Origin of the sequence: Candidatus Defluviilinea proxima (assembly GCA_016721115.1) — a bacterium.
Classification (GTDB): domain Bacteria; phylum Chloroflexota; class Anaerolineae; order Anaerolineales; family Villigracilaceae; genus Defluviilinea; species Defluviilinea proxima.
On sequence record JADKIW010000001.1, the window covers coordinates 1,789,156 to 1,813,099 of the forward strand.

Sequence of the window (23,944 nt, forward strand, 5' to 3'; positions counted from 1 at the left end):
ACGGGCTTCGCCCTACTCAACCAACGGAGTAAAACTGGTAATCATGATTGACAAACAGCATCTCACTGAACTTCTTCCATCTGCTCTTGGTGAAACAAACTTGCCTTTGCCCAATAAGCAGATGGGCAAGGTCCGCGAGTGGTATGACCTGCCCGATGGTATACGCCTCATCGTCACAACGGATAGACTCTCGGCGTTTGACCGAATCCTTGCCAAGGTTCCATATAAGGGGCAAGTATTGAATCAACTCTCCGCATGGTGGTTCGATCAGACCAAAGACATTATCCCGAATCATTTGTTGTCTGTACCCGACCCGAACGTCTCGATTGTCACCACTGTTAAGCCGCTCGCCATCGAAGTCATCGTGCGCGGATACATCACAGGCGTAACAACAACCGCTTTGTGGTATCGCTACTCCATCGGCGAGCGGGATATTTATGGCTATAACTTCCCCGAAGGCTTGAAAAAGAATCAAGCCTTGACCGAACCCATCATCACGCCTACCACCAAAGGCGGCGAGACGGGACACGATGAACGCCTGACCTGCGCTGAAGTGACCGAGAAAGGTTTGCTCGATGAAAAGACTTGGAATCAAGTTCAATCCGCCGCACTCGCCATCTTCAAACGTGGGCAGGAAGTTGCGGATAAAGCAGGCTTGATTCTCGTGGACACCAAATACGAATTTGGCATTGCTCCTGACGGAAGTGTGATGTTGATTGACGAAGTCCATACGCCTGACTCATCTCGTTATTGGAAAGCGGACACTTACCAAGCAAAATTCACCGCAGGCGAAGAACCTGAAAATTTCGACAAGGAATTTGTCCGCATCGCTTACGCCGAAAAAGGCTATCGTGGCGACGGCGAGATTCCGTCCATGCCCAATGAACTTTGGACGGCGGCAAGCGAACGCTACATCACCATCTATGAAATGCTCACGGGCAAAGCGTTTGAAGCAGGCGCGTATCCTGTCGAAAATCGCTTGATTGAGAATATGAGAAAGTTAGGAATTTCCTAAACAGGAATAAATAATTGGAACCAGATTGTATGAAGAAGTTTTGGGTTGTTGGTTTTATTGTAGTTTTTCTGTTTGCTGCCATGTATTTTGCAGTCAATAATTTTTTAACCCCAATCAATTTGGGGGCACAACCATTTCCTTTGACAAAAAAATGGGCGGTTTCTTTAAATAGCGGATCAATATTCGACAGTATTGTTGAATTATCAAAAACTGGAGACGGAGTTTTACTTGCAAAAACAAAAGAAGGTATTTATGCTTTGCAGGAAAATTCTGGTGCAGTGATGTGGTTCTTTGGGCTAAAAAATCAACTCCAACCACGCCCAGCCATTGCATTTGATGGAATCATTTATACATCAGACAGCAAATATCTTTTAGCAATCTCTCAAAAAGATGGAAAACTAATTTGGGAGCAGGCAGTTGGTAGCGCCAATTGGATAGTTGATGTTTCAAAAGACATGGTGCTTGTCAATGAAGTTGCGAACGATATAGTTTCTTTTGATGCTAAGACAGGCAATTTGCTTTGGCGTAAAGGGGTTGGACGAGGCTTTGTTGCTGCATATATCGATGGTGATTTAATTTATATTCCAGACAACGGTATAGAAGCAGTCGACGCTCAAACAGGTTCAGTAGTTTGGGGTGATGGGGATGATCCAATCGGTGATTCTGCTTTCCTAGATGGGGTTATTTACTATGCACTGGGAGACAGCATTATAGCTTTCGATGCTAGAAAAAGAATTGAATTGTGGAGTGTGTTTTTATCAGGCTTTGGTTTCAAACGTCCATTAATTCACGGAGACTATGTATTTGCGATTGACAGGGATTATCTATATGCTATTCGTCGTTCCAATGGTTTTCTGGAGTACAAAATCGCATTAGATGCCCCACAAAGCCCAAGTTTTTTAGATGACGAAGTATATGTTAGAGGTCTATTTAATCGAGCTATTTGGGTTTTTGATGTAAATACTAAAAAACAAATAGGCTTGTTAGGTACTGCAATGCCAGTATTGCTAGGCGTTGAAAATCAAGACATGATATCTGGTAGAGATATGCTGGTATTTGCTACAGGCAATCGCCTGTTCGCTTACAAAAAATAATTGAGGAATATCGATGAATTCATTAATTGCCATCATCATGGGTTCCAAGTCTGATTGGGAGACGATGGAACATGCTACCAAGGTTCTCGATGAGTTGAAGATTCCATATGAAGTGAAAATCGTTTCGGCGCATCGCACGCCTGATCTGCTTTTTCAATTTGCAGAGTCGGCTCATGAGCGTGGCATTGAAGTCATCATTGCGGGAGCAGGCGGTGCGGCGCACTTGCCTGGCATGACTGCCGCCAAAACGCATCTGCCTGTGCTTGGTGTGCCTGTCCAATCGAAGGCGCTCAATGGCATGGATTCGCTGCTCTCCATCGTGCAGATGCCTGCGGGCATTCCTGTCGGCACGCTCGCCATCGGTCGTGCGGGAGCGGTCAATGCGGCGTTGCTAGCGGCGTCCATCGTTGCCAACAAACATCCCGAGCATCTCGATGCCTTGCTTGCCTATCGCGCCAAGCAGACTCAGTCCGTTTTGGATAACCCCGATCCGCGAGCAGATAACGGATGACAATGATCGGTATTTTAGGAGCGGGACAACTGGGACGGATGCTGGCATTAGCTGGATATCCACTCGGACATCGCTTCCGCTTCTTAGACCCCGCTTCGGACTCACCTGCAGGTTTGCTCGCTGACCATTTGGCATTGGACTACGCTGATACATCTGCCCGCGAGCAATTCGCAAATGGACTCGATGTAATCACATACGAGTTCGAGAACGTCCCTGTGGATGCGGCGCGACATCTGGAGAAGTTCGTCCCTGTCTACCCGCCTTCAATTGCGTTGGAGAAAGCACAAGATCGATTTGTTGAGAAATCATTTTTCTGTGAATTAGGCATTCCAACTCCCAAGTTCACAACGGATTTATCAAAAACAGATGCTATTGGTTTTCCTTCTGTGTTGAAGACTCGCCGTATGGGATACGATGGCAAAGGTCAAAGCATTGTTCATTCTCAAGCAGAATTGGCTGCTGAAAAAGCAAAAGATTGGATTTTAGAAGAATTCGTTTCATTCGACCGTGAACTTTCCATCATTGCTGTGCGGAATAGATCTGGCGAGACGAAGTTCTATCCATTGATCGAGAATCATCATCGTGATGGGATCTTGCGGCTGTCTCTTGTGACTGGGAATGTCTCGGTAGAGTTACAGAAGCAAGCGGAAGAGTATGCAACAAAGATAATGTCTGCTTTGAATTATGTTGGTGTGTTGACAATTGAGTTCTTTGAGAAGGACGGTCACTTGCTGGCAAATGAAATGGCGCCACGCGTTCACAACAGCGGGCATTGGACGATCGAAGGGGCGGTGACGTCTCAGTTTGAGAATCAGGTTCGGGCGGTGACTGATGCGCCGCTTGGGAGCACGAATCCGCTTGGGGTGTGTGCCATGGTCAATTTGGTAGGAACGCTTCCAGATGAGACATCCATTCTGAAGATCGAAGGCGCGCATTTGCATTTGTATGATAAAGCTCCACGACCGAAACGTAAGATCGGTCATATTACATTGGTTGAAAAAGATTTAGAAACTTTGCAGGAAAAACTTAACGAGATAAGGAATGTGTATGACGAATTTTGATGAATCACCAAAAGAAGAGTGCGGAGTTATTGGTATCTTTGCGCCGAATGAGGACGTGGCGCGCATGACTTTCTTTGGGTTGTATGCCTTACAGCATCGTGGACAGGAAGCCGCGGGGATGGCGGTTGCGGATGGACAGGTGATGGCGATGCATAAGGGTGTGGGTTTTGTGTCGCGTGTTTTTACACCAGAGACGATGGCTGATCTGAATGGACATTATGCGATTGGACATACACGTTATTCGACGACAGGCTCATCATCGTTGCGAAATGCACAGCCGTTCATGATCGAGACGATTCATGGTCCGTTGGCGTTGGCGCATAATGGGAACTTGGTTAACTCGGCGGAGTTACGCAATGAGTTGATGGGGCAGGGTGTTGGTTTTTCATCGTCATCGGATACCGAAGTGATGACGATGATGTTGGCTCGTAATGAAGGCGCCACGTGGGAAGAACGCATCCGCAATGCGATGAAGAAGTGGGTGGGTGCGTATTCGTTGGTGATCTTGACGCGTGATTGTGTGTATGCGGTGCGTGACCCGTGGGGCTTTCGCCCGTTGTGCGTGGGATTGTTACCTGGCGGCGGACATGCGGTTGCATCTGAGACAGGCGCTTTGCACACATTGGGATGCGAAGCCATCCGCGATGTGAAACCTGGGGAAGTGGTGTCTTTATCGAACAGTGCGTTGAAAGTGATGCAAGCGATGAAGCCTGTGTCGCCAACAGCGATGTGTATCTTTGAGCATATTTATTTCGCCCGCCCCGACCAGACATGGGACAAAATCAATGTTCATCATGTGCGGCAAAGATTGGGAGAGGAGTTGGCGGGAGAAGTCATAAACGGACTTTCTCACGGACTCACGGAAGAAAACGGACAATTTGCTGACGTGGTTATCCCTGTGCCTGATTCTTCGATCCCTGCGGCGGTTGGGTTTTCGCGGGTGAGTAAGATCCCATACAACGATGGCTTTATCAAGAATCGTTATGTTGGCCGAACATTTATTGAACCAACGGATTCGCTTCGTAAGCGCGGTGTGGCATTGAAGTTCAATGTCATCAATGAAAATGTGCAGGATAAGCGAGTTGTGGTGATTGACGATAGTATCGTGCGCGGCAATACAACGGGACCGTTGATCAAATTGTTGCGCAATGCGGGAGCGAAGGAAGTACACATGGCTATCACATGCCCGCCGATCGCTCATCCGTGTTTCATGGGCGTGGACATGGGACGACACGAAGATTTGATCGCTTATCAACGCACCGTGGATGAGATCCGTGAATTGGTGGGGGCGGATAGTTTGCACTACTTGTCAGCAGATGGAATGATGCGCGCGCTCAAGCGGAAAGATGGGTTCTGTCAGGCGTGCTTTACCGGACAGTATCCGATCCCTGTAGATTTGTCGAATGTGAAGACTGGGTTTGAAAGGGTGACGAAGTAAATATGAATATTTTGGTCATTGGTTCGGGCGGGCGGGAACATGCGATTACATGGAAGGTGTGTCAATCGCCAAAAGCGGATAAGGTTTTTGTTTTGCCTGGTAACCCTGGGACAAGCCTGATTGCGACAAATGTTGAAGATGTATCTGTTGAGGACCATGTCGCAGTGGCATCTTTTTGCAAAGCCAATCAAGTTGATTTGGTCATCGTTGGTCCTGAAGTGCCTTTGGCAGGTGGGTTGGTGGATTCGTTGTCAGAGGCAGGCATTCACTGTTTCGGACCGAAGCAGGCATCGGCTGAGATCGAGGCGTCGAAAGTCTTCTCCAAAGATTTTATGGCGCGACATAATATCCCGACGGCTAAATATTTCACCTTCACGAGAATTGACGAAGCCACGCGTTGTTTGCAATCCATTGATTATCCGATTGTTATCAAGGCTTCGGGGCTCGCGGCGGGGAAGGGTGTGATCTTGCCTAAGACGGATGAAGAGGCGACGTCTGCTCTTGAAGATATTTTGACAAAGAAAATTTTTGGTGATGCTGGTATGGAAGTTGTCGTCGAAGAACGGATGACGGGGCCAGAAGTTTCGTTGATGGCGTTCACAGATGGAACAACGGTTGTGCCGATGGTTCCTGCGCAAGATCACAAGCGATTGTTAGATGGCGACAACGGACCGAACACGGGCGGCATGGGTGCGTATGCGCCTGCACCAGTGTTTACCGATGCGATGTTACAGGAAACGATTGAAAAAGTTTTGCAACCTGCTGTGGATGGATTACGAAACGAAGGACGCAAGTTCGTTGGCGTGTTATATGCAGGTTTGATGCTCACGCCGAATGGTATTCGTGTGCTGGAGTTCAACTGTCGCTTTGGTGACCCCGAAACGCAGGTGGTGCTTCCGCTTTTGGAAACGGACTTGGTCGAGATCGCCGAAGCATGTGTGGATGGTCGTTTGAAGGAAGTTAACATTCGCTGGAAAAGTGGCGCGGCGGTTTGTATTGTGCTGGCAAGCAAGGGCTATCCAGAAAAACCTGAAAAAGGACAGGTCGTTTCGTTTGGCAAATTGCCTGAAGATATGATCTGCTTCCATGCAGGGACGAAACAAGATGGTGCGAATGTCCTCACGGCAGGCGGGCGTGTGTTTGGTCTCGCTGCATGGTCGGGTGATATCGCGAGTGTAGTTGAGAAAGTGTATGCAAACATTGATAAAGTTGAATTCGATGGAATGCAATACCGCAAAGACATTGCCCATCGTGCTCTGGAAGGTGCCAAATGACAAACTCGTATGCTTCTTCTGGTGTAGATATTGACGCAGGCAATCGTGCCGTTGAGTTGATGAAGGATGCAGTCAAAGCCACATATAACGAATCCGTGCTTGCTGGCATCGGTTCGTTCGGCGGTCTCTTCGATGCGTCTGCCCTCAAACAAATGAATCACCCTGTGCTCGTCGCCTCCACCGATGGCGTTGGCACCAAGGTCAAGCTTGCTGCGTCCGTTGGTCGTTATCGCGGCATCGGGCACGACATTGTCAATCACTGCATCAACGACATTCTCGTGCAGGGTGCCCGTCCGTTTTTTTTCATGGATTACTTCGCCACGTCCAAGCTCAACCCTGAACAAACTGCGGAAGTAGTGACGGGTATCGCCGAAGCCTGCAAAGAATCAGGGATGGCATTGCTGGGTGGCGAGACTGCCGAAATGCCAGGCGTGTATCGCGATGGAGAATTTGACGTGGCTGGGACGATCGTTGGCGTATTGGAACGTGACCGCATCTTGCCCCGCCCGAACCTGCTCGCTGGTGACCTGATCCTTGGTCTACCCTCAAGCGGACCTCACACCAACGGTTATTCGCTCATCCGCAAAGTCTTTGAAGGCGCGGACTTGGAAGTTATCGTCCCTGAACTCGGTGGTTCATTGGCAGATGCCTTGCTTGCATCACATCGTTCTTACTTCAATGTGTTGTATCCTCATCTCGATAAAGTCAAAGCGCTGGCTCATCTCACTGGTGGTGGATTCATAGAGAACATTCCTCGCATCCTGCCTGAGAACTTGAATGCAGTTATTCATCAAGGTTCATGGCAAGTCCCGCCGTTGTGGAAGTTGGTCCAAAAAACGGGAAATATCTCCACCGAGGAAATGTTCCGCGTCTTCAACATGGGTATCGGCATGGTCGTCATTGTTGATAAAACTGATGCCGCCGATTTACAAAACGCTATTACCGAACCAACCTTCATCATCGGTGAACTAGTCGATGGTGAAAGAAAAACCATTTTGGCTTAAGTCCGTTCTTGTCCGTGAGTCCGTGACAAAGTCCGTTTATAAAAAGGAATCAAAATGAAAGACCTCACTCTTCGTTATGGAACAAACCCTAATCAATCTCCCGCTCGTGTGTATTTGCAAGATGGGGGAGACTTGCCCATCACCGTCCTTGGCGGCTCGCCAGGCTACATCAACTTGCTGGATGCGCTCAACGCGTGGCAGCTGGTCAGGGAGTTGAAGCAGACTATCGGTTTGCCTGCTGCGACTTCGTTCAAACATGTCAGCCCGTCGGGAGCGGCAGTCGCTGTCCCGTTGACCGATGTCCTCAAGAAGATTTACTTCGTGGATGATATGGAACTCTCTCCATTGGCTACTGCCTACGCCCGTGCCCGTGGCGTGGACAGGATGTCATCCTTCGGTGATTTCATCGCGCTATCGGATACGGTGGATGTGCCAACAGCAAAACTGATCGCGCGTGAAGTGTCCGATGGTGTGATCGCGCCTGCGTATGAGCCCGAAGCGTTGGAGATTTTGAAGAAAAAGAAACAAGGCAAATATGCCGTGGTGCAAATTGACCCTGCCTACGAACCGCAGTTGACCGAGGTGCGTCAGGTCTTTGGCGTGAGCATGGAACAACGCCGCAACGACCGCCCCGTGACGCGCGAAGACTTTGCGAATATCGTAACGAAGAAGAAAGACCTGCCTGAATCGGCTGTGCGTGACATGTTCATCGCGTGGATCACGCTCAAGTTCACGCAATCGAATTCTGTTTGTTATGTGACCGATGGACAGACCATCGGTGTTGGCGCTGGACAGCAATCGCGTGTGCATTGTGCACGTCTTGCTGGCTCCAAAGCGGACTTGTGGCGACTGCGACAACATCCATTTGTTTTGGCGTTGCCATTCAAAGAAGGCGTCAAACGCCCTGATCGTGACAATGCCATTGACCAGTTCCTGCAGCCAGATGTCACTGAAGAAGAGAAAAAGAATTGGGTGAATGTGTTCACTGAGATACCCAAGCAGTTGACAGCCGAAGAACGCCGCGCTTGGTTGGATGGCTTGACTGATGTCACGCTCGGTTCGGACGCCTTCTTCCCTTTCCGTGACTCAATTGACCGCGCTGTCAAAAGTGGAGTGAAATACGTTCTACAGCCTGGCGGCTCCAATCGTGATGAAGATGTCATCACCGCTTGTGACGAATACGGCATGACGATGGTCTTCTCGGGTTTGAGGCTTTTCCATCACTAGTAAGGGCGGATCGCGATCCGCCCCTACAAAATATGCTTATGATCAAACGCCTCGTCGTCCTTATCTCTGGTAATGGCTCTAATTTGCAAGCCATCCTCGACGCCTGCGCATCAGGTGAGCTTCCTGCATCGGTTGTCTGCGTCATCTCCAACAAAGCGGATGCATACGGACTCGTCCGTGCGAAGAATGCAGGAGTTGAAGCTATCCACTTCGCAAAACAGGGAGATGAGTCTCGCAATGAATATGATGCCCGACTCGCTGAACTCTTTCTCACTAAACAACCTGATTATGTAGTTCTTGCGGGATGGATGAGAATATTGACCTCATCGTTCCTCAATCACTTTCCCAGTCGAGTGGTCAACCTTCATCCCGCCTTGCCCGATACCTTTCCAGGGACTCACGCCATCGAACGTGCCTTTGAAGCTTATGGACGTGGCGAGATCGAACACACAGGAATCATGGTTCACCTTGTCCCTGACGAAGGCGTGGACAATGGTCCCGTGCTGGCAACAGAGATTGTTCCCATCAACAAGGACGATACACTTGAATCTCTCGAAGCACGTGTTCATCAAACAGAACATACTTTGCTGGTAAATACTCTAAAAATGGTGTTTGCCAATTCAGAGAAAATAATAGACGAAAAATGAAAACAAGAATTATTCTGATTCTGGTTGCTTTGTTGTTATCGGCGTGTGGCGCAAATAACACCGAAATCACACCAACGGTGACACCAGAAACAAAAGGAAGGCTACCCTTCCCATTCATAACAGATGTAAATCGTTATTCAGAGGTAATGGAATCGATTACTCCTAAAACTGTTATTGAACATTTTCCTGAAAGCGTTCCTTCTGAAGCTAGCAATGTAAAGTTCGCATATCAGCCACGAATAATGCAAGGCGCAATGTTTCTTGAGTTACTAATGACTCTCCCTGAAAGCCAAATCAATGAATTACAAGTCAAATACGGTGACTTAGAACAATATCATTACTCTGAGGAAAAAGGGCTTACAGATATTCCCGAGCCAATCTTGTATTTAATAAATGATGAAAGCACTGGCTTTGCTCAAAACTTCTCTATCTTTTTAATTAGTGCACAACCTGCTGGCAGTGAAGATTTTATTTGGAATCATGGAACGATGTATGGAGTCGGATTAAATAAAACAACATCTCAAGTAATCTACTGGTTTCAATACTGGTAAAACAAAATCATCTAATAAGGAAGATATCAAATGCCAATAGCAATTCTCTCTGTCCACGACAAAACTGGAATCGTCGAATTCGCCAAATCTCTCGCTGACCTCGGCTGGACTCTGCTTGCCTCAGGCGGGACCGCCAAACTTCTGCTTGACAACGGACTCCCCGTCACCGAAGTTGCGGATTACACCAAATCCCCCGAAATCCTCGGCGGACGTGTCAAGACTCTCCACCCCGCCATCCACGGCGGATTGCTTGCCCGTCCCACAGACGCCGACCACAAACAACTGCTTGACCTCGGCTGGGATTACATTGACCTCGTCGCTGTCAATCTCTATCCATTCGAAGAAACCATCGCCAAGCCCGATGTCACCTATGCAGACGCTATTGAAAACATCGACATCGGCGGTGTGACCCTCATCCGTGCTGCGGCAAAGAACCATGAACGTGTAACACTCGTCTGCGATCCATCCGACTATAATTCTGTCCTAGGCGAAATCCGTTCAGGTGGCATTACAGAGAAGACTCGCCAACGCTTGGCTATCAAAGGATTTGCATCCACTGCTCATTACGATACCGCCATACATGCATATTTGAAGAAACAGGCTGAATAAATACATTAACAACCATTTGTAGGGGCGACCCGCCCAGAGAAATCAGATCGTTTTGATTTCCAGTGATGGGTCGCCCCTACTTTACAACATAAGGAGAATACATGAACGAAGAACTTTTTGATCGCTTTGAATCCCTCACCTTTGACGATGTTCTCATCGTCCCTGGCTACACCGAAGTGTTACCAAATGAAACCGATGTCAAAGTCCAACTCACGCCGAACATTCAACTTAACATCCCGATTCTCTCCGCCGCCATGGACACAGTCACCGAAGCGCGATTGGCGATTGCCTTGGCGCGCGAAGGCGGTCTTGGCATCATCCACCGCAACATGCCGCCCGATGCACAAGCCGCCGAAGTCGAGAAGGTCAAGCGTTCGCAATCAGGCATGATCGTTGAGCCGATCAGCTTACAGCCTGATGCACCGCTCAGCAAAGCTGAAGAGATCATGTCCACGTATCACATCAGCGGTGTGCCGATCACAGATGAAAAAGGGAAACTCGTTGGCATCATCACTAATCGCGATATCCGTTTTGTCGAGGACTCGGATTACAACCTGCCCGTCAGGCAATTTATGACGGCGCAAGATAAGCTCATTACTGCAAAAGTTGGCATCTCAGCAAAAGATGCAAGAGACATCCTCCAAAAGCATCGCATTGAAAAACTTCCGCTTGTAGATGAGAACGGCATGTTGAAGGGGTTGCTTACGGTCAAAGATATTCAGAAGGCGCGCGAATATCCCAACGCCGCCACAGACTCCAAAGGACGTCTCATCGTCGGCGCGGCTGTCGGTGTTGGCAAAGACGTGGAGACTCGTGTTGAGTTAATGGTCAAGGCAGGTGTGGATGCGGTCACCATTGACACCGCTCACGGACATTCCAAAGGTGTGCTCGAAGCTATTCGTCGCATCAAAAGTGCGTGGAAAGATTTGCCTGTATTCGCTGGCAATGTTGTGACAGCCGAGGGTGTAGATGCGCTTGTCGAAGCAGGAGCAGACGCAATTAAAGTCGGAGTCGGTGCAGGATCCATCTGCACAACGCGCGTTGTATCTGGTGCGGGCATGCCACAAGTCTCTGCCATTTTCGAATGTTCACGTGCCGCACAAAAGCATGGCATCTCAGTCATCGCTGATGGTGGTATCAAATTCAGCGGCGATATCGTCAAGGCAATTGTCGCAGGCGGCAACGCGGTGATGCTCGGCAGTATGCTCGCGGGTCTTGAAGAAGCGCCTGGCGAAGTGATGATGTATGAGGGGCGGCGCTTCAAGGAATATCGCGGCATGGGCAGTCTCGGCGCGATGAAGGGCTACGGTGTTGATCGCTATGCCACAGGTCAAAGCGGAAGCGGAAAACTTGTCCCTGAAGGCATCGAAGGGCGCGTGCCGTATAAAGGTGCGCTTGGTGAATATGTGTATCAACTCGTTGGCGGTCTGCGTTCGGGCATGGGGTATGCAGGCGCGGCGTCGCTGAATGATCTGCGGACTAAAACCCGTCTCACGCGCATCACCAATGCGGGACTCATCGAAAGCCACCCGCATGATGTTATTATTACGAAAGAAGCGCCGAACTATCAATTGAGCCAACGCTAGTTTCGTCATTGCGAGGAGCGCACTTGCTCTTCGCAATGACGAAGCAATCTCCCGCTTATTGGAACACATTACATGACTTTACATCTAATTTCTTCTCTGGATGGACGCTACGCCTCAACCGTTGCACCACTAACGGACTTCTTTTCCGAATTTGCGTTTCTGCGCGATAGAGTCCGCGTCGAACTTAACTTTCTGTCTGCTCTTTCCAAAACGGACCTTGTTCGCACTTTGAGCGATTCTGAATCCGCTCAAATCGAATCCATCATCACAAACTTTTCCGACGCTGACGCAGAAATGATCCTTGAACACGAACGTAAGACTCGGCACGATGTCAAAGCGATCGAATATTTTATTCAGAACAAACTTATGGACTCAGCCAGCTCGCTGGCGGAAGGCGGGAGCAAGCTCCCTGAATCCAAAAGTATGGCGGATTTAATTCCGTGGATTCACTTCGGATTAACTTCAGAAGATACCAACAGCCTTGGGCAAGCCATCTCTCTGAACGAATCACGGGACAAAGTTATCGTCCCTGCTCTCGACTCTCTTATCTCGAGCCTCTCTGAACTTGCCCTTCGCTACAAATCCGTTCCCATGCTCGCCCGCACACACGGACAGTTTGCTGTCCCCACTACAGTGGGCAAAGAAATTGCAGTCTACATCGCCCGCCTCAAAAAGACCCGCGATGATATTGCATCTCATAAGTTCGAAGCCAAGCTGACAGGTGCCGTTGGTAACTTCAATGCCTTGCAAGCCGCTGTCCCCAACATTGACTGGATTTCATTCAGCAAGAACTTCGTTTCTAGTTTTGGGCTTGAGCCTAATTTACTCACTACCCAAATCCTCCCGTACGATAATTGGGTTCGTTACTTTGATCTCGTCCGCTTGACCAATTCCATCCTGATCGACTTTGCTCAAGATATCTGGCGTTACATCAGTGATGGTTATTTGAAGCAAGCTGTCGTCGCTGGGGAGGTGGGTTCGTCCACGATGCCGCAGAAGGTTAACCCGATTGACTTTGAGAATGCAGAGGGAAATCTCGGCGTAGCGAATTCACTGTTCGTGCATTACGCCCAAAAGCTGACGGTTTCTCGTTTGCAACGTGATCTCACGGATTCAACTGTCCGCCGTACGTTCGGTTCGGCGTTAGGTCACAGCTTGATCGGTTGGACCAACTTCCAGCGTGGATTGAAGCGTATTGCTCCTGATGAGGAAAAACTCAAAGCGGAGTTGAATGCCCATTGGGAAGTCGTCTCCGAAGGCGCACAAACCATCCTGCGTGCGGCTGGAAAATCAGACGCATACGAATCGCTCAAAGAACAAACTCGCGGACGAGTCCTCACGGAATCTGATTACAAGACTTGGTGTGACTCGATTGATGTGGATGATACAACGCGAGCAAAGTTGAAAGTGCTTTCGCCTGAAAGTTATATTGGGTTGGCTATCCAATTAACGGAGCAGGTGGTGAAAAAGGGATAATATAAAGATTACCCAAATGGGTAACACATTACCCATTCGAATATGTTGACAGATACTACGGTGAGTCCGTAGAATAGGTCAATTTAATAATCTCCCGGGTGTGTTTGGAAGGTCGAACGAGTTAACCAATTTTGTGGTTAGGTGTTGTAATACTTCCTTGACCATTAAAAGTATCGACTGTCCCCTTAATTGAAGACTGGCAATTTAAAGATTTTTATAGCATGCGTTTGCATGAGATTGAATCATAGCTCAGTGACGAAGGATGAATGCCATGAAGAGAAGCAACTCCCCCCAGCAAATGGGTCTGCCACCCAAACAGGGTATGTATGACCCACAGTTCGAACACGATGCTTGTGGTTTGGGTATCGTGGTTAATATCAACGGTGAGAAGTCACATCGTATTCTCGAACAAGCTTTAACCGTTTTGGAGAACCTGACACATCGTGGTGCACGAGGTACCGAGCCGAACACGGGCGATGGCGCAGGGATCGTCATTCAAACGCCTCACAAGTTTTTGAAGAAGAAAGCCGCGCGTCATAACTTTAGTATTCCTGAGTTGGGACAATATGGTGTGGGTATAGTCTTCCTGCCGCCTGATTCCAATCAACGCCGTGCCATCGAAGTACATTTCGAAAAGATCATTGCCGCTGAAGGACAGCGCGTGCTGGGCTGGCGTACGGTCAAGACGTACAATGCTGAGTTGGGTGAATCAGCCAAGCGGGCTGAGCCCAAAATGCGCATGATCTTTGTCGGCCGCAATCCGTCCATCATCGAAGATATGGATTTCGAGCGCAAGCTGTATGTGATCCGTCGTCGTGCTGAAAAAGAGATCCGTTATGGAGCTCAGTTTGAAGGCGGAAAATATTTCTACATCGCGAGCCTTTCGTACAAGACGCTCGTTTACAAAGGGATGCTTGTCTCTGACCAATTGAAGGGATACTTCCCTGATCTTTCTGACCCTGATATGGAAAGCGGGTTGGCTGTCGTCCATTCACGTTTTAGCACGAACACATTCCCAAGTTGGGAACGCGCCCATCCTTATCGGTATGTTTCCCATAACGGCGAGATCAATACTGTGCGTGGCAATGTCAATTGGTTGCGAGCGCAGGAAGAATACCTTGAGTCCAGTCTGTTTGGCAGTGAACTGAAAAAGGCCCTGCCCATCATGCAACCGGATGGCAGTGATACCGGCATGTTCGATAACTGTCTCGAATTATTGACCTTGTCCGGGCGTTCCCTGCCTCATGCCATGATGATGATGATCCCTGAGCCGTGGTCACGTCACGAAACCATGCCTGACGACAAGCGTGCTTTCTATGAATTTCATGCCAACTTGATGGAGCCTTGGGATGGCCCTGCTGCGATGTGTTTCACTGACGGTGTGATGGTTGGTGCTTCGCTTGACCGTAACGGCTTACGCCCTGCGCGCTATTACGTGACTAAGGATGGTCAGGTCATCATGGCCTCAGAGGTGGGTGTGATCGATATCCCGGTTGAGAACGTGGCCTATAAAGGGCGCCTCAAGCCCGGACGCATGTTGCTGATCGATACCGGCGAAGGCCGCATCATCAGGGACGAAGAGATCAAACAGAAACTGGCATCTGAGCATCCGTATCGTGACTGGTTGAATAAATATCAGGTGACTCTTGAAGACTTGCCCAAACCCAAAGCGGAACTTATTCCGCAGGCTGACCATGCGTCCGTAATGCAGCGACTCCAGGCGTTCGGATATACCGATGAAGATTTGAGTGTGATCCTGACTCCGATGGCAAAAGACGGGGTCGAACCGCTGGGATCGATGGGGAATGATGCGGCGCTGGCAGTCCTTTCTGATAAACCCAAACTACTTTACAACTATTTCAAGCAGTTATTTGCACAGGTGACCAACCCGCCGATCGATGCGATCCGCGAGGAATTGGTTATCTCCACTGAGGTAATGGTCGGTGCGGAGAGCAACATGCTTGAGCCGACACCTCAAAGTTGTCACCAGATCCGTTTGGAGATCCCGTTGTTGACGAACGAGGATATGGCGAAGATCAACTATAGCAAGATACCGGGCTTTGCTTCTACCAAGTTGCCGATTCTGTTCCCGGCTGGTTCAGGTGGGGCAGGGCTTGAAAAAGCTCTGGAAAACATATTCAAGGCGGCTGATGCGGCGATCGCGCGTGGCTTCAACCTCATCATCCTCTCAGACCGCGGCATGGATAAGGATAACACTCCCATCCCGGCATTGCTGGCTGTGGCAGGTATGCACCATCACCTGATCCGTCAGGGCAAGCGTACACAGGTCGGTTTGATATTGGAAAGCGGTGAACCGCGTGAAGTACATCACTTTGCCGCACTCATCGGCTATGGAGCCACGGCTATCAACCCGTATCTGGCTTATGAAGCAGTGGAAGACCTAGTCGCTCAAGGTGTGCTCAACGGCACCGAATCGAAAAAGGCTGTAAAGAACTATTTGAAAGCTGCTACCAAGGGCATTGTCAAGACACTCTCGAAGATGGGTATCTCGGCCATTCAAAGCTATTGCGGTGCACAGATCTTCGAAGCGATTGGTATTCACCAGAGCGTGATCGATAAGTACTTTACATGGACTCCCTCACGCATCGGCGGTATTGACATTGACGTTATCGCGCAGGAAGCAGAGATGCGCCATAAACAGGGTTTTCCCAAACGTCCGATGGTTTCGAACGTCCTGCCGACAGGCGGCGAATATCAATGGCGGCGCGAGGGTGAGTATCATCTGTTCAACCCGCAGACCATCCACAAATTACAGAAGGCTGTGCGTAACAACAGTTACACTGACTTCAAAGAATATTCGGCCTTGCTCAATGCCGAGGTCGCACAAAAAGGGACCTTGCGCGGCCTGTTCGAATTCAAGGATATGGGACGTTCCATTCCCCTTGAAGAAGTGGAATCGGTGGAAGACATTATGCGCCGTTTCAAGACGGGCGCGATGAGCTATGGTTCGATCAGTAAGGAAGCACACGAGGCGCTCGCCATTGCGATGAACCGCATTGGTGGTAAGAGCAACACCGGTGAAGGCGGTGAAGACCCGGAACGCTATACCCCAATGCCCAATGGCGATTCAAAGAACAGCGCCATCAAGCAGGTGGCTTCGGCGCGTTTCGGTGTGACCAGTGAATACCTGGTCAATGCGCAGGAGTTGCAGATCAAAATGGCGCAGGGAGCCAAGCCTGGTGAAGGTGGTCAACTGCCCGGACGTAAGGTCTACCCGTGGATCGCAAAGGTACGTCATTCCACGCCCGGTGTAGGACTCATCTCACCTCCACCGCACCATGATATTTACTCAATCGAGGATCTGGCAGAATTGATCCATGACTTGAAGAATGCCAATCACGAAGCACGCATCAGCGTCAAGCTGGTTTCAGAAGTAGGTATTGGAACCATCGCGGCTGGTGTAGCCAAAGCTCACGCGGATGTTGTGCTCGTCAGCGGTCACGATGGGGGAACGGGTGCTTCGCCTTATAGCAGTATCAAACACGCTGGTTTGCCATGGGAGTTGGGCCTCGCAGAGACGCACCAGACTTTGGTGATGAATAATTTGCGCGACCGCATCGTGGTTGAAACGGATGGCCAATTGAAGACCGGTCGTGATGTGGTCATTGCCGCATTGCTCGGTGCCGAAGAATTTGGTTTTGCCACGGCTCCATTGGTTGCATTGGGCTGTATCATGATGCGCGTTTGTCATCTGGATACCTGCCCTGCAGGTGTCGCTACGCAGAACCCCGAACTTCGCAAGAGATTTGCCGGTGACCCTGCACACGTGGTCAACTTTATGCGTTTCATCGCAACTGAGATGCGCGAGATCATGGCACAACTTGGCTTCCGCACTGTGGACGAAATGGTCGGTCACTCTGACTTGTTGCAGATGAACAACGCAGTCACGCACTGGAAGTCCAAGGGACTCGATTTCTCCAGCCTGCTCTATCAGCCTGATGTGGATGCGAGTGTCTCGCAGACCTGCAAGGTCAAACAGGATCATGGATTAGAGCGAACGTTGGATGCGAAAGTGTTACTCGATCTGTGCAAGCCTGCTTTGGAAAAGGGAGAACCTGTCCGCGCGGAAGTGCCGATACGCAACATTCATCGTTCGGTCGGTGTAAGGCTTGGGAGTGAAGTCACGCGTCGGTATGGCGCGGCAGGCTTACCCGACGATACGATCCGCTTGTCCTTTAAGGGATCAGCAGGCCAAAGCTTTGGAGCATTTATCCCGAAGGGAATCAGTCTCATCCTGGAAGGTGATACGAACGATTACGTTGGCAAGGGACTTTCTGGCGGGAAGGTCGTTGTATATCCGCCCGCTGGTTCGACGTTTGTTGCGGAAGATAACATCATCATTGGTAACGTGGCCTTCTATGGTGCGACAGGTGGTGAAGCCTATGTACGCGGGCGGGCAGGGGAGCGCTTCTGCGTGCGTAACAGCGGCATGGAGGCAGTAGTCGAGGGTGTGGGCGATCATGGTTGTGAATACATGACTGGCGGACGAGTCGTTGTGCTGGGCGGTACCGGACGCAATTTTGCGGCGGGTATGTCTGGCGGTATTGCCTATGTATTCGATGAAGAAGATGAACTGCCCTCCCGCTGTAACAAGGAGATGGTGAGTCTGCAAAAGTTGACCGATGCGTCTGAGATCGAATATGTGAAGGGCATGTTGCAACGACATGTAGCGGCTACACAAAGCGATTTCGCAAAACACATTCTGAGCAATTGGGAGGAAAGCCTGCCCAAGTTCGTTTGTGTATTGCCCAATGATTATGCCCGCATGATGCAGATGGTCAAGGAAGTGGAAGCATCTGGCCTGAGCGGTGAAGAGGCTCTGATGGCGGCGTTTGAGTTGAACACAAAAGATGTTGCCCGCGTCGGCGGTAATTAAGACCCTTTAACCACAAAGGGCACAAAGATCACGAAGGAATTTTCTAAGCCCTTCCCTTTGTGTACTCACCTGCACTTGCGTGCTGGTGCAAGTGTCGTGTCCTTCGTGGTAAGTGCTTTATGGAGAATTAACAATGGCGAAACCAACTGGATTTATGGAATACCCCCGCGAACTCCCTGCTGACCGTACACCGGAGGAACGCATTAAGGATTGGAAGGAATTCCACCTGCATTTCGGCGATGAGAAATTACAGGTACAGGCCGCGCGTTGTATGAACTGCGGCATTCCGTTCTGTCACACAGGCGGACTCATCAGCGGCATGGCTTCAGGCTGCCCGATCAACAACCTCATCCCTGAATGGAATGATCTTGTCTATCGCGGTTTGTGGAAGCAGGCATTGGATAGTTTGCTCAAGACAAATAACTTTCCCGAATTTACCGGGCGCGTATGCCCGGCCCCGTGTGAAGGTTCTTGTACGTTGGGCATCAATGCTCCTGCCGTAACCATCAAGACTGTCGAGCAAGCCATCATCGAAAAAGGATTTGAAGAAGGCTGGATCGTCCCAACCCCTCCCGCTGTTCGTACAGGAAAGCGGATCGCTGTTGTGGGTTCGGGTCCTGCTGGATTGGCCTGTGCTGATCAGCTTAACAAGGCGGGCCATTGGGTGACGGTGTTTGAGCGCGCCGATCGTATCGGTGGTTTACTTGAATATGGCATCCCCAATATGAAACTAGATAAGAAGGTCGTCCGCCGCCGTGTGGACTTGATGACCGCCGAGGGCATCAAATTCGTCACGAACATTGAGATCGGCAAGAATTACCCCGCCGATAAATTGCGTCAGGAATATGACGCGGTCATTCTGTGTTGCGGTGCTACCAAGCCTCGCAACCTTCCCATTGAAGGACGCGACCTCAAGGGCATTCACTATGCGGTTGAATTCCTGCATGCCAACACCAAGCACCTGCTTGACCGCAAGTACGGCGATACGCAAAGCTTTGGCTCATTCACTTATCCCTACGTCTCTGCCGAGGGCAAGGATGTGGTTGTCATCGGCGGTGGGGATACCGGCACCGACTGCGTGGGTACATCTCTGCGTCAGGGATGCAAGAGTTTGATGCAACTTGAGATCCTCAGCCGTCCTCCTGATGTGCGCCAGCCGAACAACCCCTGGCCTGAATGGCCCAAGGTCTACAACCTTGATTATGGACAGGAAGAATATAAAGCCATTTATGGAGATGACCCGCGCCAGTATCTTGTCACTGCCAAGTGTTTCATCGGTGATGAGAACGGCAATGTGAAAGAGATCGAAACTGTGGGTGTGGAATGGGTCAAGGATGAGAACGGACGCTTCGGCCCTCGCGAGATCCCGGGCACGAATCAAACCCGACCTGTACAACTGGTCCTGCTTGCTATGGGCTTTCTTGGCCCCGAAGATTCCGTCGCTGACGCGTTGGGCGTGGAACGTGATGAACGCAGTAACGTCAAGGCTGAGTATGGAAAATTCAACACCAACCTGCCGGGCGTTTTTTCCGCTGGCGATATGCGTCGCGGACAAAGCCTCGTGGTCTGGGCGATCAACGAAGGCCGCGGTGCCGCACGTGAATGTGACCGTTACCTGATGGGCGAAACGGTTCTGCCGTAAGTAACAATGAGAGTGCGTCGCCCCACACAACATGGTGAGGCGACGCACTTGTAAGTCAGTAGGGAATATGTCTGAAGTACAGGAACTTTTTGTTATCTCTATTACCACGCGTGATCGCGTTGGTATCATCCATGAAGTGACAAAGGCGATCAGTGAATTGGGTGGGAATATTGCCGATATTCGGCAAAGCATCTTGTGTGGATATTTCACCATGATCTTGCTCGCCTCCTTCCCAAAAGGAACAACCCAGCGTTCAGTGGAAAGAAAGCTTGCCGAAGCAGATTCAAACAGCGAGTCCGTGATTGAGGCGATGGTCAGAAAAGTAGATGATGCCTCGCTCATCACGAGCACATCCATGCCTGAAACTGCCTATGTCCTCACAGCCACCGGTCATGACCGCATTGGCTTTGTGGCCACAATGACCTCCTTTTGCGTGAAGAACAACATCAATATCATCGACCTTTCGACCACGATCTCCGATGGCGCCTATGTGATGATCCTTGTCATTGACTTGAACCATATCACGTCGATCAGTGACATGCGCCGCGACCTGCAAACATTCTCGCAGGAAAACGGCATCAAGACTGTGCTCCAGCACTATGATATCTTCAAGGCAGTCAACGAGATCAGTTTGCCAATTCGATAATCTGTATCAAGAAAGAACCCATGATCCGAACCGAAGAAATTCTCAATACTGTGGATATGATCCAGAAGGAAAATCTGGATGTACGTGCTGTGACGATGGGCATCAGTTTGCTCGATTGTCATCGTTCAACCGTCGCAGAGACCTGTAAAGCGATCAAAGAAAAGATCAAACTGCATGCCGGGCGTTTGGTGGAAACCTGTGAAGCCGTCAGCGCGGAATACTCCATCCCTGTGGTGAACAAGCGCATTGCGGTTACGCCCATTGCACATATCGGCGCGGGATTTGATTCGGCGGGCTTTGTAGAAATTGCAAAAGCGCTCGATGAAGTTGCCACAGAAGTGGGTGTGGACTTTCTCGGCGGTTTCTCCGCAGACGTCTCAGGCGGGACCTCGGGCGGGGATCGCGAATTGATCCTTTCCATCCCTGAAGCATTGACGAACACACAGAAAGTCTGTGCTTCGATCAATGTTGGTACAACTCGTTCGGGCATCAATATGGATGCGGTGGTCATGCTTGGGGTGACGGTCAAGGATCTGGCGGAACGAAGCAGTGATCAGGGCGGATTCGCCGCGGCGAAATTTGTCATCTTTACCAACCAGCCCGGTGACAATCCATTCATGGCCGGTGCCGTGCATGGGCTTGGTCAACCGGAAGTGGTCATCAATGTGGGCGTCAGCGGACCGGGCGTCATTGCGCGTGCGCTTGAACGAAGGATCGCGCAGGACGGCAGTGAGAACTTGGGACTGCATGACCTTGCGGATGAGATCAAGCGTACGACTTTCCGTGTGACGCGCAGTGGCGAGTTGATCGGGCGGCGTGTGGCAAAGGCGCTTGGCGTTCCGTTCGGTGTAGTGGACTTGTCGCTCGCGCCGACACCGAATGTTGGCGATAGTGTAGGTGAGATTATTCAGATATTGGGCGTGGATGCTGTTGGTGCGCCCGGCTCAACGGCGATCGTGGCTTTGTTGAATGATGCCGTGAAAAAAGGCGGCGCGTTCGCAAGTCAGAGTGTGGGTGGGTTGAGTGGCGCGTTCATCCCTGTGTGTGAGGATCAAGTATTGGCAAATGCCGTGCGTGATGAAAGCCTTGTGTTGGAAAAACTTGAAGCGATGACCAGCGTTTGCTCGGTGGGCCTCGATATGATCGCCATCCCCGGCTCTGTGGATGCGGCTACGATCTCTGCCATCATCGCAGATGAGATGGCGATTGGCATGATCAACAACAAGACGACCGCGGTGCGTGTCATCCCTGTGCCCGGCAAGGAAGCGGGCGAGTTCGTTTCGTTCGGCGGTTTGTTTGGTGAGAGCGCAATTGCACCCGTGCGCAATGCAGGAAAGTCATCACGCTTTATTCAGTTTGCGGGGAAGATCCCTGCGCCAATCCATAGCTTGAGAAATTAAGGATAGGACTTGTTTGACATTTTCATTGACATATTTTTTATGAATGGTAGAATACCGCCCAATATGTCTACACACGTAATGCGTCGTACCCGTCGTGCAAAACTCGCCTTCCTCGAGAGGTTGGATGTTTTTGATTTGCCGCAGATGCAATGCATTGCATAAACTGAATCACAAACAGCCCTCCCTTTCGGAGGGCTGTTTTTTGTGTACGGCTCTGGCACTTTATTGAAAGGATCATGAATGACAGCTACACTCGTATTGGAAGATGGAACCATTATCGAAGGTCGCGCGTTTGGCGCGGAGACTGATACCGTGTTCGAGTTGGTGTTCAACACCAGCATGACAGGCTATCAGGAAATCCTCACTGACCCCTCTTATCGCGGACAGGGTGTGTTGTTTACCGTGTCGCATATTGGAAATGTGGGTATCAATCTCGAAGATGATGAATCGGCAAAGCCACAGGTCTCTGCCGCTGTGATTCGTTCGTTAAGTCCTTTGGTGTCGAACTGGCGTTCGGCACTTTCTTTGTCTGACTGGCTCAAGCAGAATGGAGTCCCTGGAATCGGCGGTGTGGACACGCGTTGGTTGACTCGCAAACTGCGCGATGGCGGGACGCAAAAAGCGGCTCTTTCTACTAAAGGGACGCCTGCTGAGGCGCTATTGAAAATGGTCCACGCGTGGAGCGGACTCGATGGACGCGATATGGTCAAGGAAGTGACGTGTGAAGAGTCCTATCATTGGGTGGATGATGAAGGCAAGAAATGGATAGCCGACCATCGACCATCGACAATGGACAATGGAAAGACGATGGTCAATCGTCCATTGTCTATTGTCGCTTACGACTTTGGTATCAAAGAAAATATCCTTCGCCACTTGTCTTCTTATGGCGCGAATGTGACCGTTGTCCCTGCGGATGCGACGGCGGATGAAGTGTTGGCGTTGAAACCCGATGGAATCTTTTTGTCGAATGGACCTGGCGACCCAGCGGGTTTGCCTTATGCGGTTGAAGCCGTGAGTGGACTCATCGAAAGCGGCGTGCCGATGTTTGGGATTTGTTTAGGGCATCAACTCATTGGGCGGGCGCTCGGAGCGGATACTCATCGTCTCAAGTTTGGGCATCACGGCGGGAATCATCCTGTGCAATATTTGCCCAATGGAGAAGTGCTCATTACTGCACAAAATCACAACTATTGTGTTACCGAAGGTGATTTGAATAAAGATGAAGTGGAGATCACTTACAAGAGTTTGAACGATGACTCGCTGGAAGGTTTGCGGATGAAGAACAAACCTGTATTTAGTGTGCAATTTCATCCCGAAGCAGCGCCTGGTCCGCATGATGCTCATGATATTTTTGGGGAATTCTTCCGCTTAATGAAGAATGCAGAATGATGAGTGAAGAATGACGAATGATGAATGCAAAATGCAGAATCATTGGCAAGGAGGTTTGCAATGGCTCGTGATGTGATGGATTTACGGGAAAGAACGAAGAAGTTTGCATTGCGGATTATCAAGCTGTATCAGAGTCTCCCAAAGTCGGGAGAAGCGCAAGTTATTGGAAAACAGATTTTACGAAGTGGAACTTCTGTTGGGGCACAATATCGTGAAGCTTGCAGGGCAAAATCTCCTGCTGACTTTGTGAACATGATGGGCGGCGGGTTGAAAGAGTTGGACGAAACTGCGTATTGGCTTGAGTTACTAGTTGAGGGTGAAATCATTCCTGCCGTAAAACTTGGTGACCTGCAAAAAGAAACGGATGAGTTGACTGCGATTTTTGTTGCGTCTATTAACACATCGAAACGAAATAATTCCAAGAAAGGATAAATGAAAATGCAAATCACAAATTCTGCATTCTTCATTCTAAATTCT

At 49.9% G+C, this 23,944-nt stretch carries 19 protein-coding genes; all 19 read left to right on the top strand.

Annotation, left to right across the window (positions count from 1 at the left end):
- Window positions 1–43 precede the first annotated feature (43 nt).
- The 19 genes from IPP66_08260 (at window position 44) to IPP66_08350 (ending at window position 23,899) form a co-directional block, all read left to right on the top strand.
- On the top strand, window positions 44–1,015 hold the full coding sequence (locus IPP66_08260) for a phosphoribosylaminoimidazolesuccinocarboxamide synthase (GenBank protein ID MBK9925273.1): 972 nt from the start codon (window positions 44–46) through the stop codon (window positions 1,013–1,015).
- A 29-nt stretch (window positions 1,016–1,044) separates the two neighbouring features.
- Window positions 1,045–2,109 carry a PQQ-like beta-propeller repeat protein gene (locus tag IPP66_08265; protein ID MBK9925274.1) on the top strand — a complete coding sequence of 355 codons (1,065 nt, stop codon included), beginning with the start codon at window positions 1,045–1,047 and terminating at the stop codon, window positions 2,107–2,109.
- Window positions 2,110–2,122: 13 nt separating this feature from the next.
- Window positions 2,123–2,620, top strand: a complete 498-nt coding sequence (purE, locus tag IPP66_08270; GenBank protein MBK9925275.1) for a 5-(carboxyamino)imidazole ribonucleotide mutase — start codon at window positions 2,123–2,125, stop codon at window positions 2,618–2,620.
- 2 nt (window positions 2,621–2,622) lie between these two features.
- Entirely contained in the window at window positions 2,623–3,681 is a 1,059-nt protein-coding gene (locus tag IPP66_08275; GenBank protein MBK9925276.1) for a 5-(carboxyamino)imidazole ribonucleotide synthase, read from the top strand.
- A complete protein-coding gene (gene purF, locus IPP66_08280; protein MBK9925277.1) occupies window positions 3,668–5,119 on the top strand; it encodes an amidophosphoribosyltransferase in 1,452 nt (483 codons plus the stop codon). The genes IPP66_08275 and purF overlap by 14 nt, the downstream gene beginning before the upstream one ends.
- Before the next feature lie 2 nt (window positions 5,120–5,121).
- Entirely contained in the window at window positions 5,122–6,393 is a 1,272-nt protein-coding gene (purD, locus tag IPP66_08285) for a phosphoribosylamine--glycine ligase (GenBank protein ID MBK9925278.1), read from the top strand.
- Window positions 6,390–7,397, top strand: coding sequence for a phosphoribosylformylglycinamidine cyclo-ligase (locus IPP66_08290; GenBank protein MBK9925279.1), 1,008 nt, complete (start codon window positions 6,390–6,392; stop codon window positions 7,395–7,397). Before purD ends, IPP66_08290 begins: the two co-directional genes overlap by 4 nt.
- Before the next feature lie 54 nt (window positions 7,398–7,451).
- Window positions 7,452–8,624, top strand: a complete 1,173-nt coding sequence (locus IPP66_08295) for a phosphoribosylaminoimidazolecarboxamide formyltransferase (GenBank protein MBK9925280.1) — start codon at window positions 7,452–7,454, stop codon at window positions 8,622–8,624.
- Window positions 8,625–8,662: 38 nt separating this feature from the next.
- Window positions 8,663–9,271 carry a phosphoribosylglycinamide formyltransferase gene (gene purN / locus IPP66_08300; GenBank protein MBK9925281.1) on the top strand — a complete coding sequence of 203 codons (609 nt, stop codon included), beginning with the start codon at window positions 8,663–8,665 and terminating at the stop codon, window positions 9,269–9,271.
- Window positions 9,268–9,822: a hypothetical protein gene (locus IPP66_08305; GenBank protein ID MBK9925282.1), complete on the top strand. Its 555-nt coding sequence runs from the start codon at window positions 9,268–9,270 to the stop codon at window positions 9,820–9,822. The genes purN and IPP66_08305 overlap by 4 nt, the downstream gene beginning before the upstream one ends.
- A gap of 30 nt (window positions 9,823–9,852) precedes the next feature.
- Window positions 9,853–10,431 carry a hypothetical protein gene (locus IPP66_08310; GenBank protein MBK9925283.1) on the top strand — a complete coding sequence of 193 codons (579 nt, stop codon included), beginning with the start codon at window positions 9,853–9,855 and terminating at the stop codon, window positions 10,429–10,431.
- A gap of 101 nt (window positions 10,432–10,532) precedes the next feature.
- Window positions 10,533–12,017 carry an IMP dehydrogenase gene (guaB, locus tag IPP66_08315; GenBank protein MBK9925284.1) on the top strand — a complete coding sequence of 495 codons (1,485 nt, stop codon included), beginning with the start codon at window positions 10,533–10,535 and terminating at the stop codon, window positions 12,015–12,017.
- A gap of 72 nt (window positions 12,018–12,089) precedes the next feature.
- Window positions 12,090–13,493, top strand: coding sequence for an adenylosuccinate lyase (gene purB / locus IPP66_08320; GenBank protein MBK9925285.1), 1,404 nt, complete (start codon window positions 12,090–12,092; stop codon window positions 13,491–13,493).
- A gap of 271 nt (window positions 13,494–13,764) precedes the next feature.
- Window positions 13,765–18,390 carry a glutamate synthase large subunit gene (gltB, locus tag IPP66_08325; protein ID MBK9925286.1) on the top strand — a complete coding sequence of 1,542 codons (4,626 nt, stop codon included), beginning with the start codon at window positions 13,765–13,767 and terminating at the stop codon, window positions 18,388–18,390.
- 133 nt (window positions 18,391–18,523) lie between these two features.
- Window positions 18,524–20,032 (top strand): glutamate synthase subunit beta, encoded by a 1,509-nt coding sequence (locus tag IPP66_08330; protein ID MBK9925287.1) that lies wholly within the window; start codon window positions 18,524–18,526, stop codon window positions 20,030–20,032.
- A 67-nt stretch (window positions 20,033–20,099) separates the two neighbouring features.
- Window positions 20,100–20,678, top strand: coding sequence for an ACT domain-containing protein (locus IPP66_08335; protein MBK9925288.1), 579 nt, complete (start codon window positions 20,100–20,102; stop codon window positions 20,676–20,678).
- Window positions 20,679–20,698: 20 nt separating this feature from the next.
- Window positions 20,699–22,078, top strand: coding sequence for a PFL family protein (locus tag IPP66_08340; protein MBK9925289.1), 1,380 nt, complete (start codon window positions 20,699–20,701; stop codon window positions 22,076–22,078).
- Between the two features lie 240 nt (window positions 22,079–22,318).
- Window positions 22,319–23,467, top strand: coding sequence for a glutamine-hydrolyzing carbamoyl-phosphate synthase small subunit (gene carA, locus IPP66_08345; GenBank protein ID MBK9925290.1), 1,149 nt, complete (start codon window positions 22,319–22,321; stop codon window positions 23,465–23,467).
- Between the two features lie 24 nt (window positions 23,468–23,491).
- Entirely contained in the window at window positions 23,492–23,899 is a 408-nt protein-coding gene (locus IPP66_08350; protein MBK9925291.1) for a four helix bundle protein, read from the top strand.
- Window positions 23,900–23,944 lie beyond the last annotated feature (45 nt).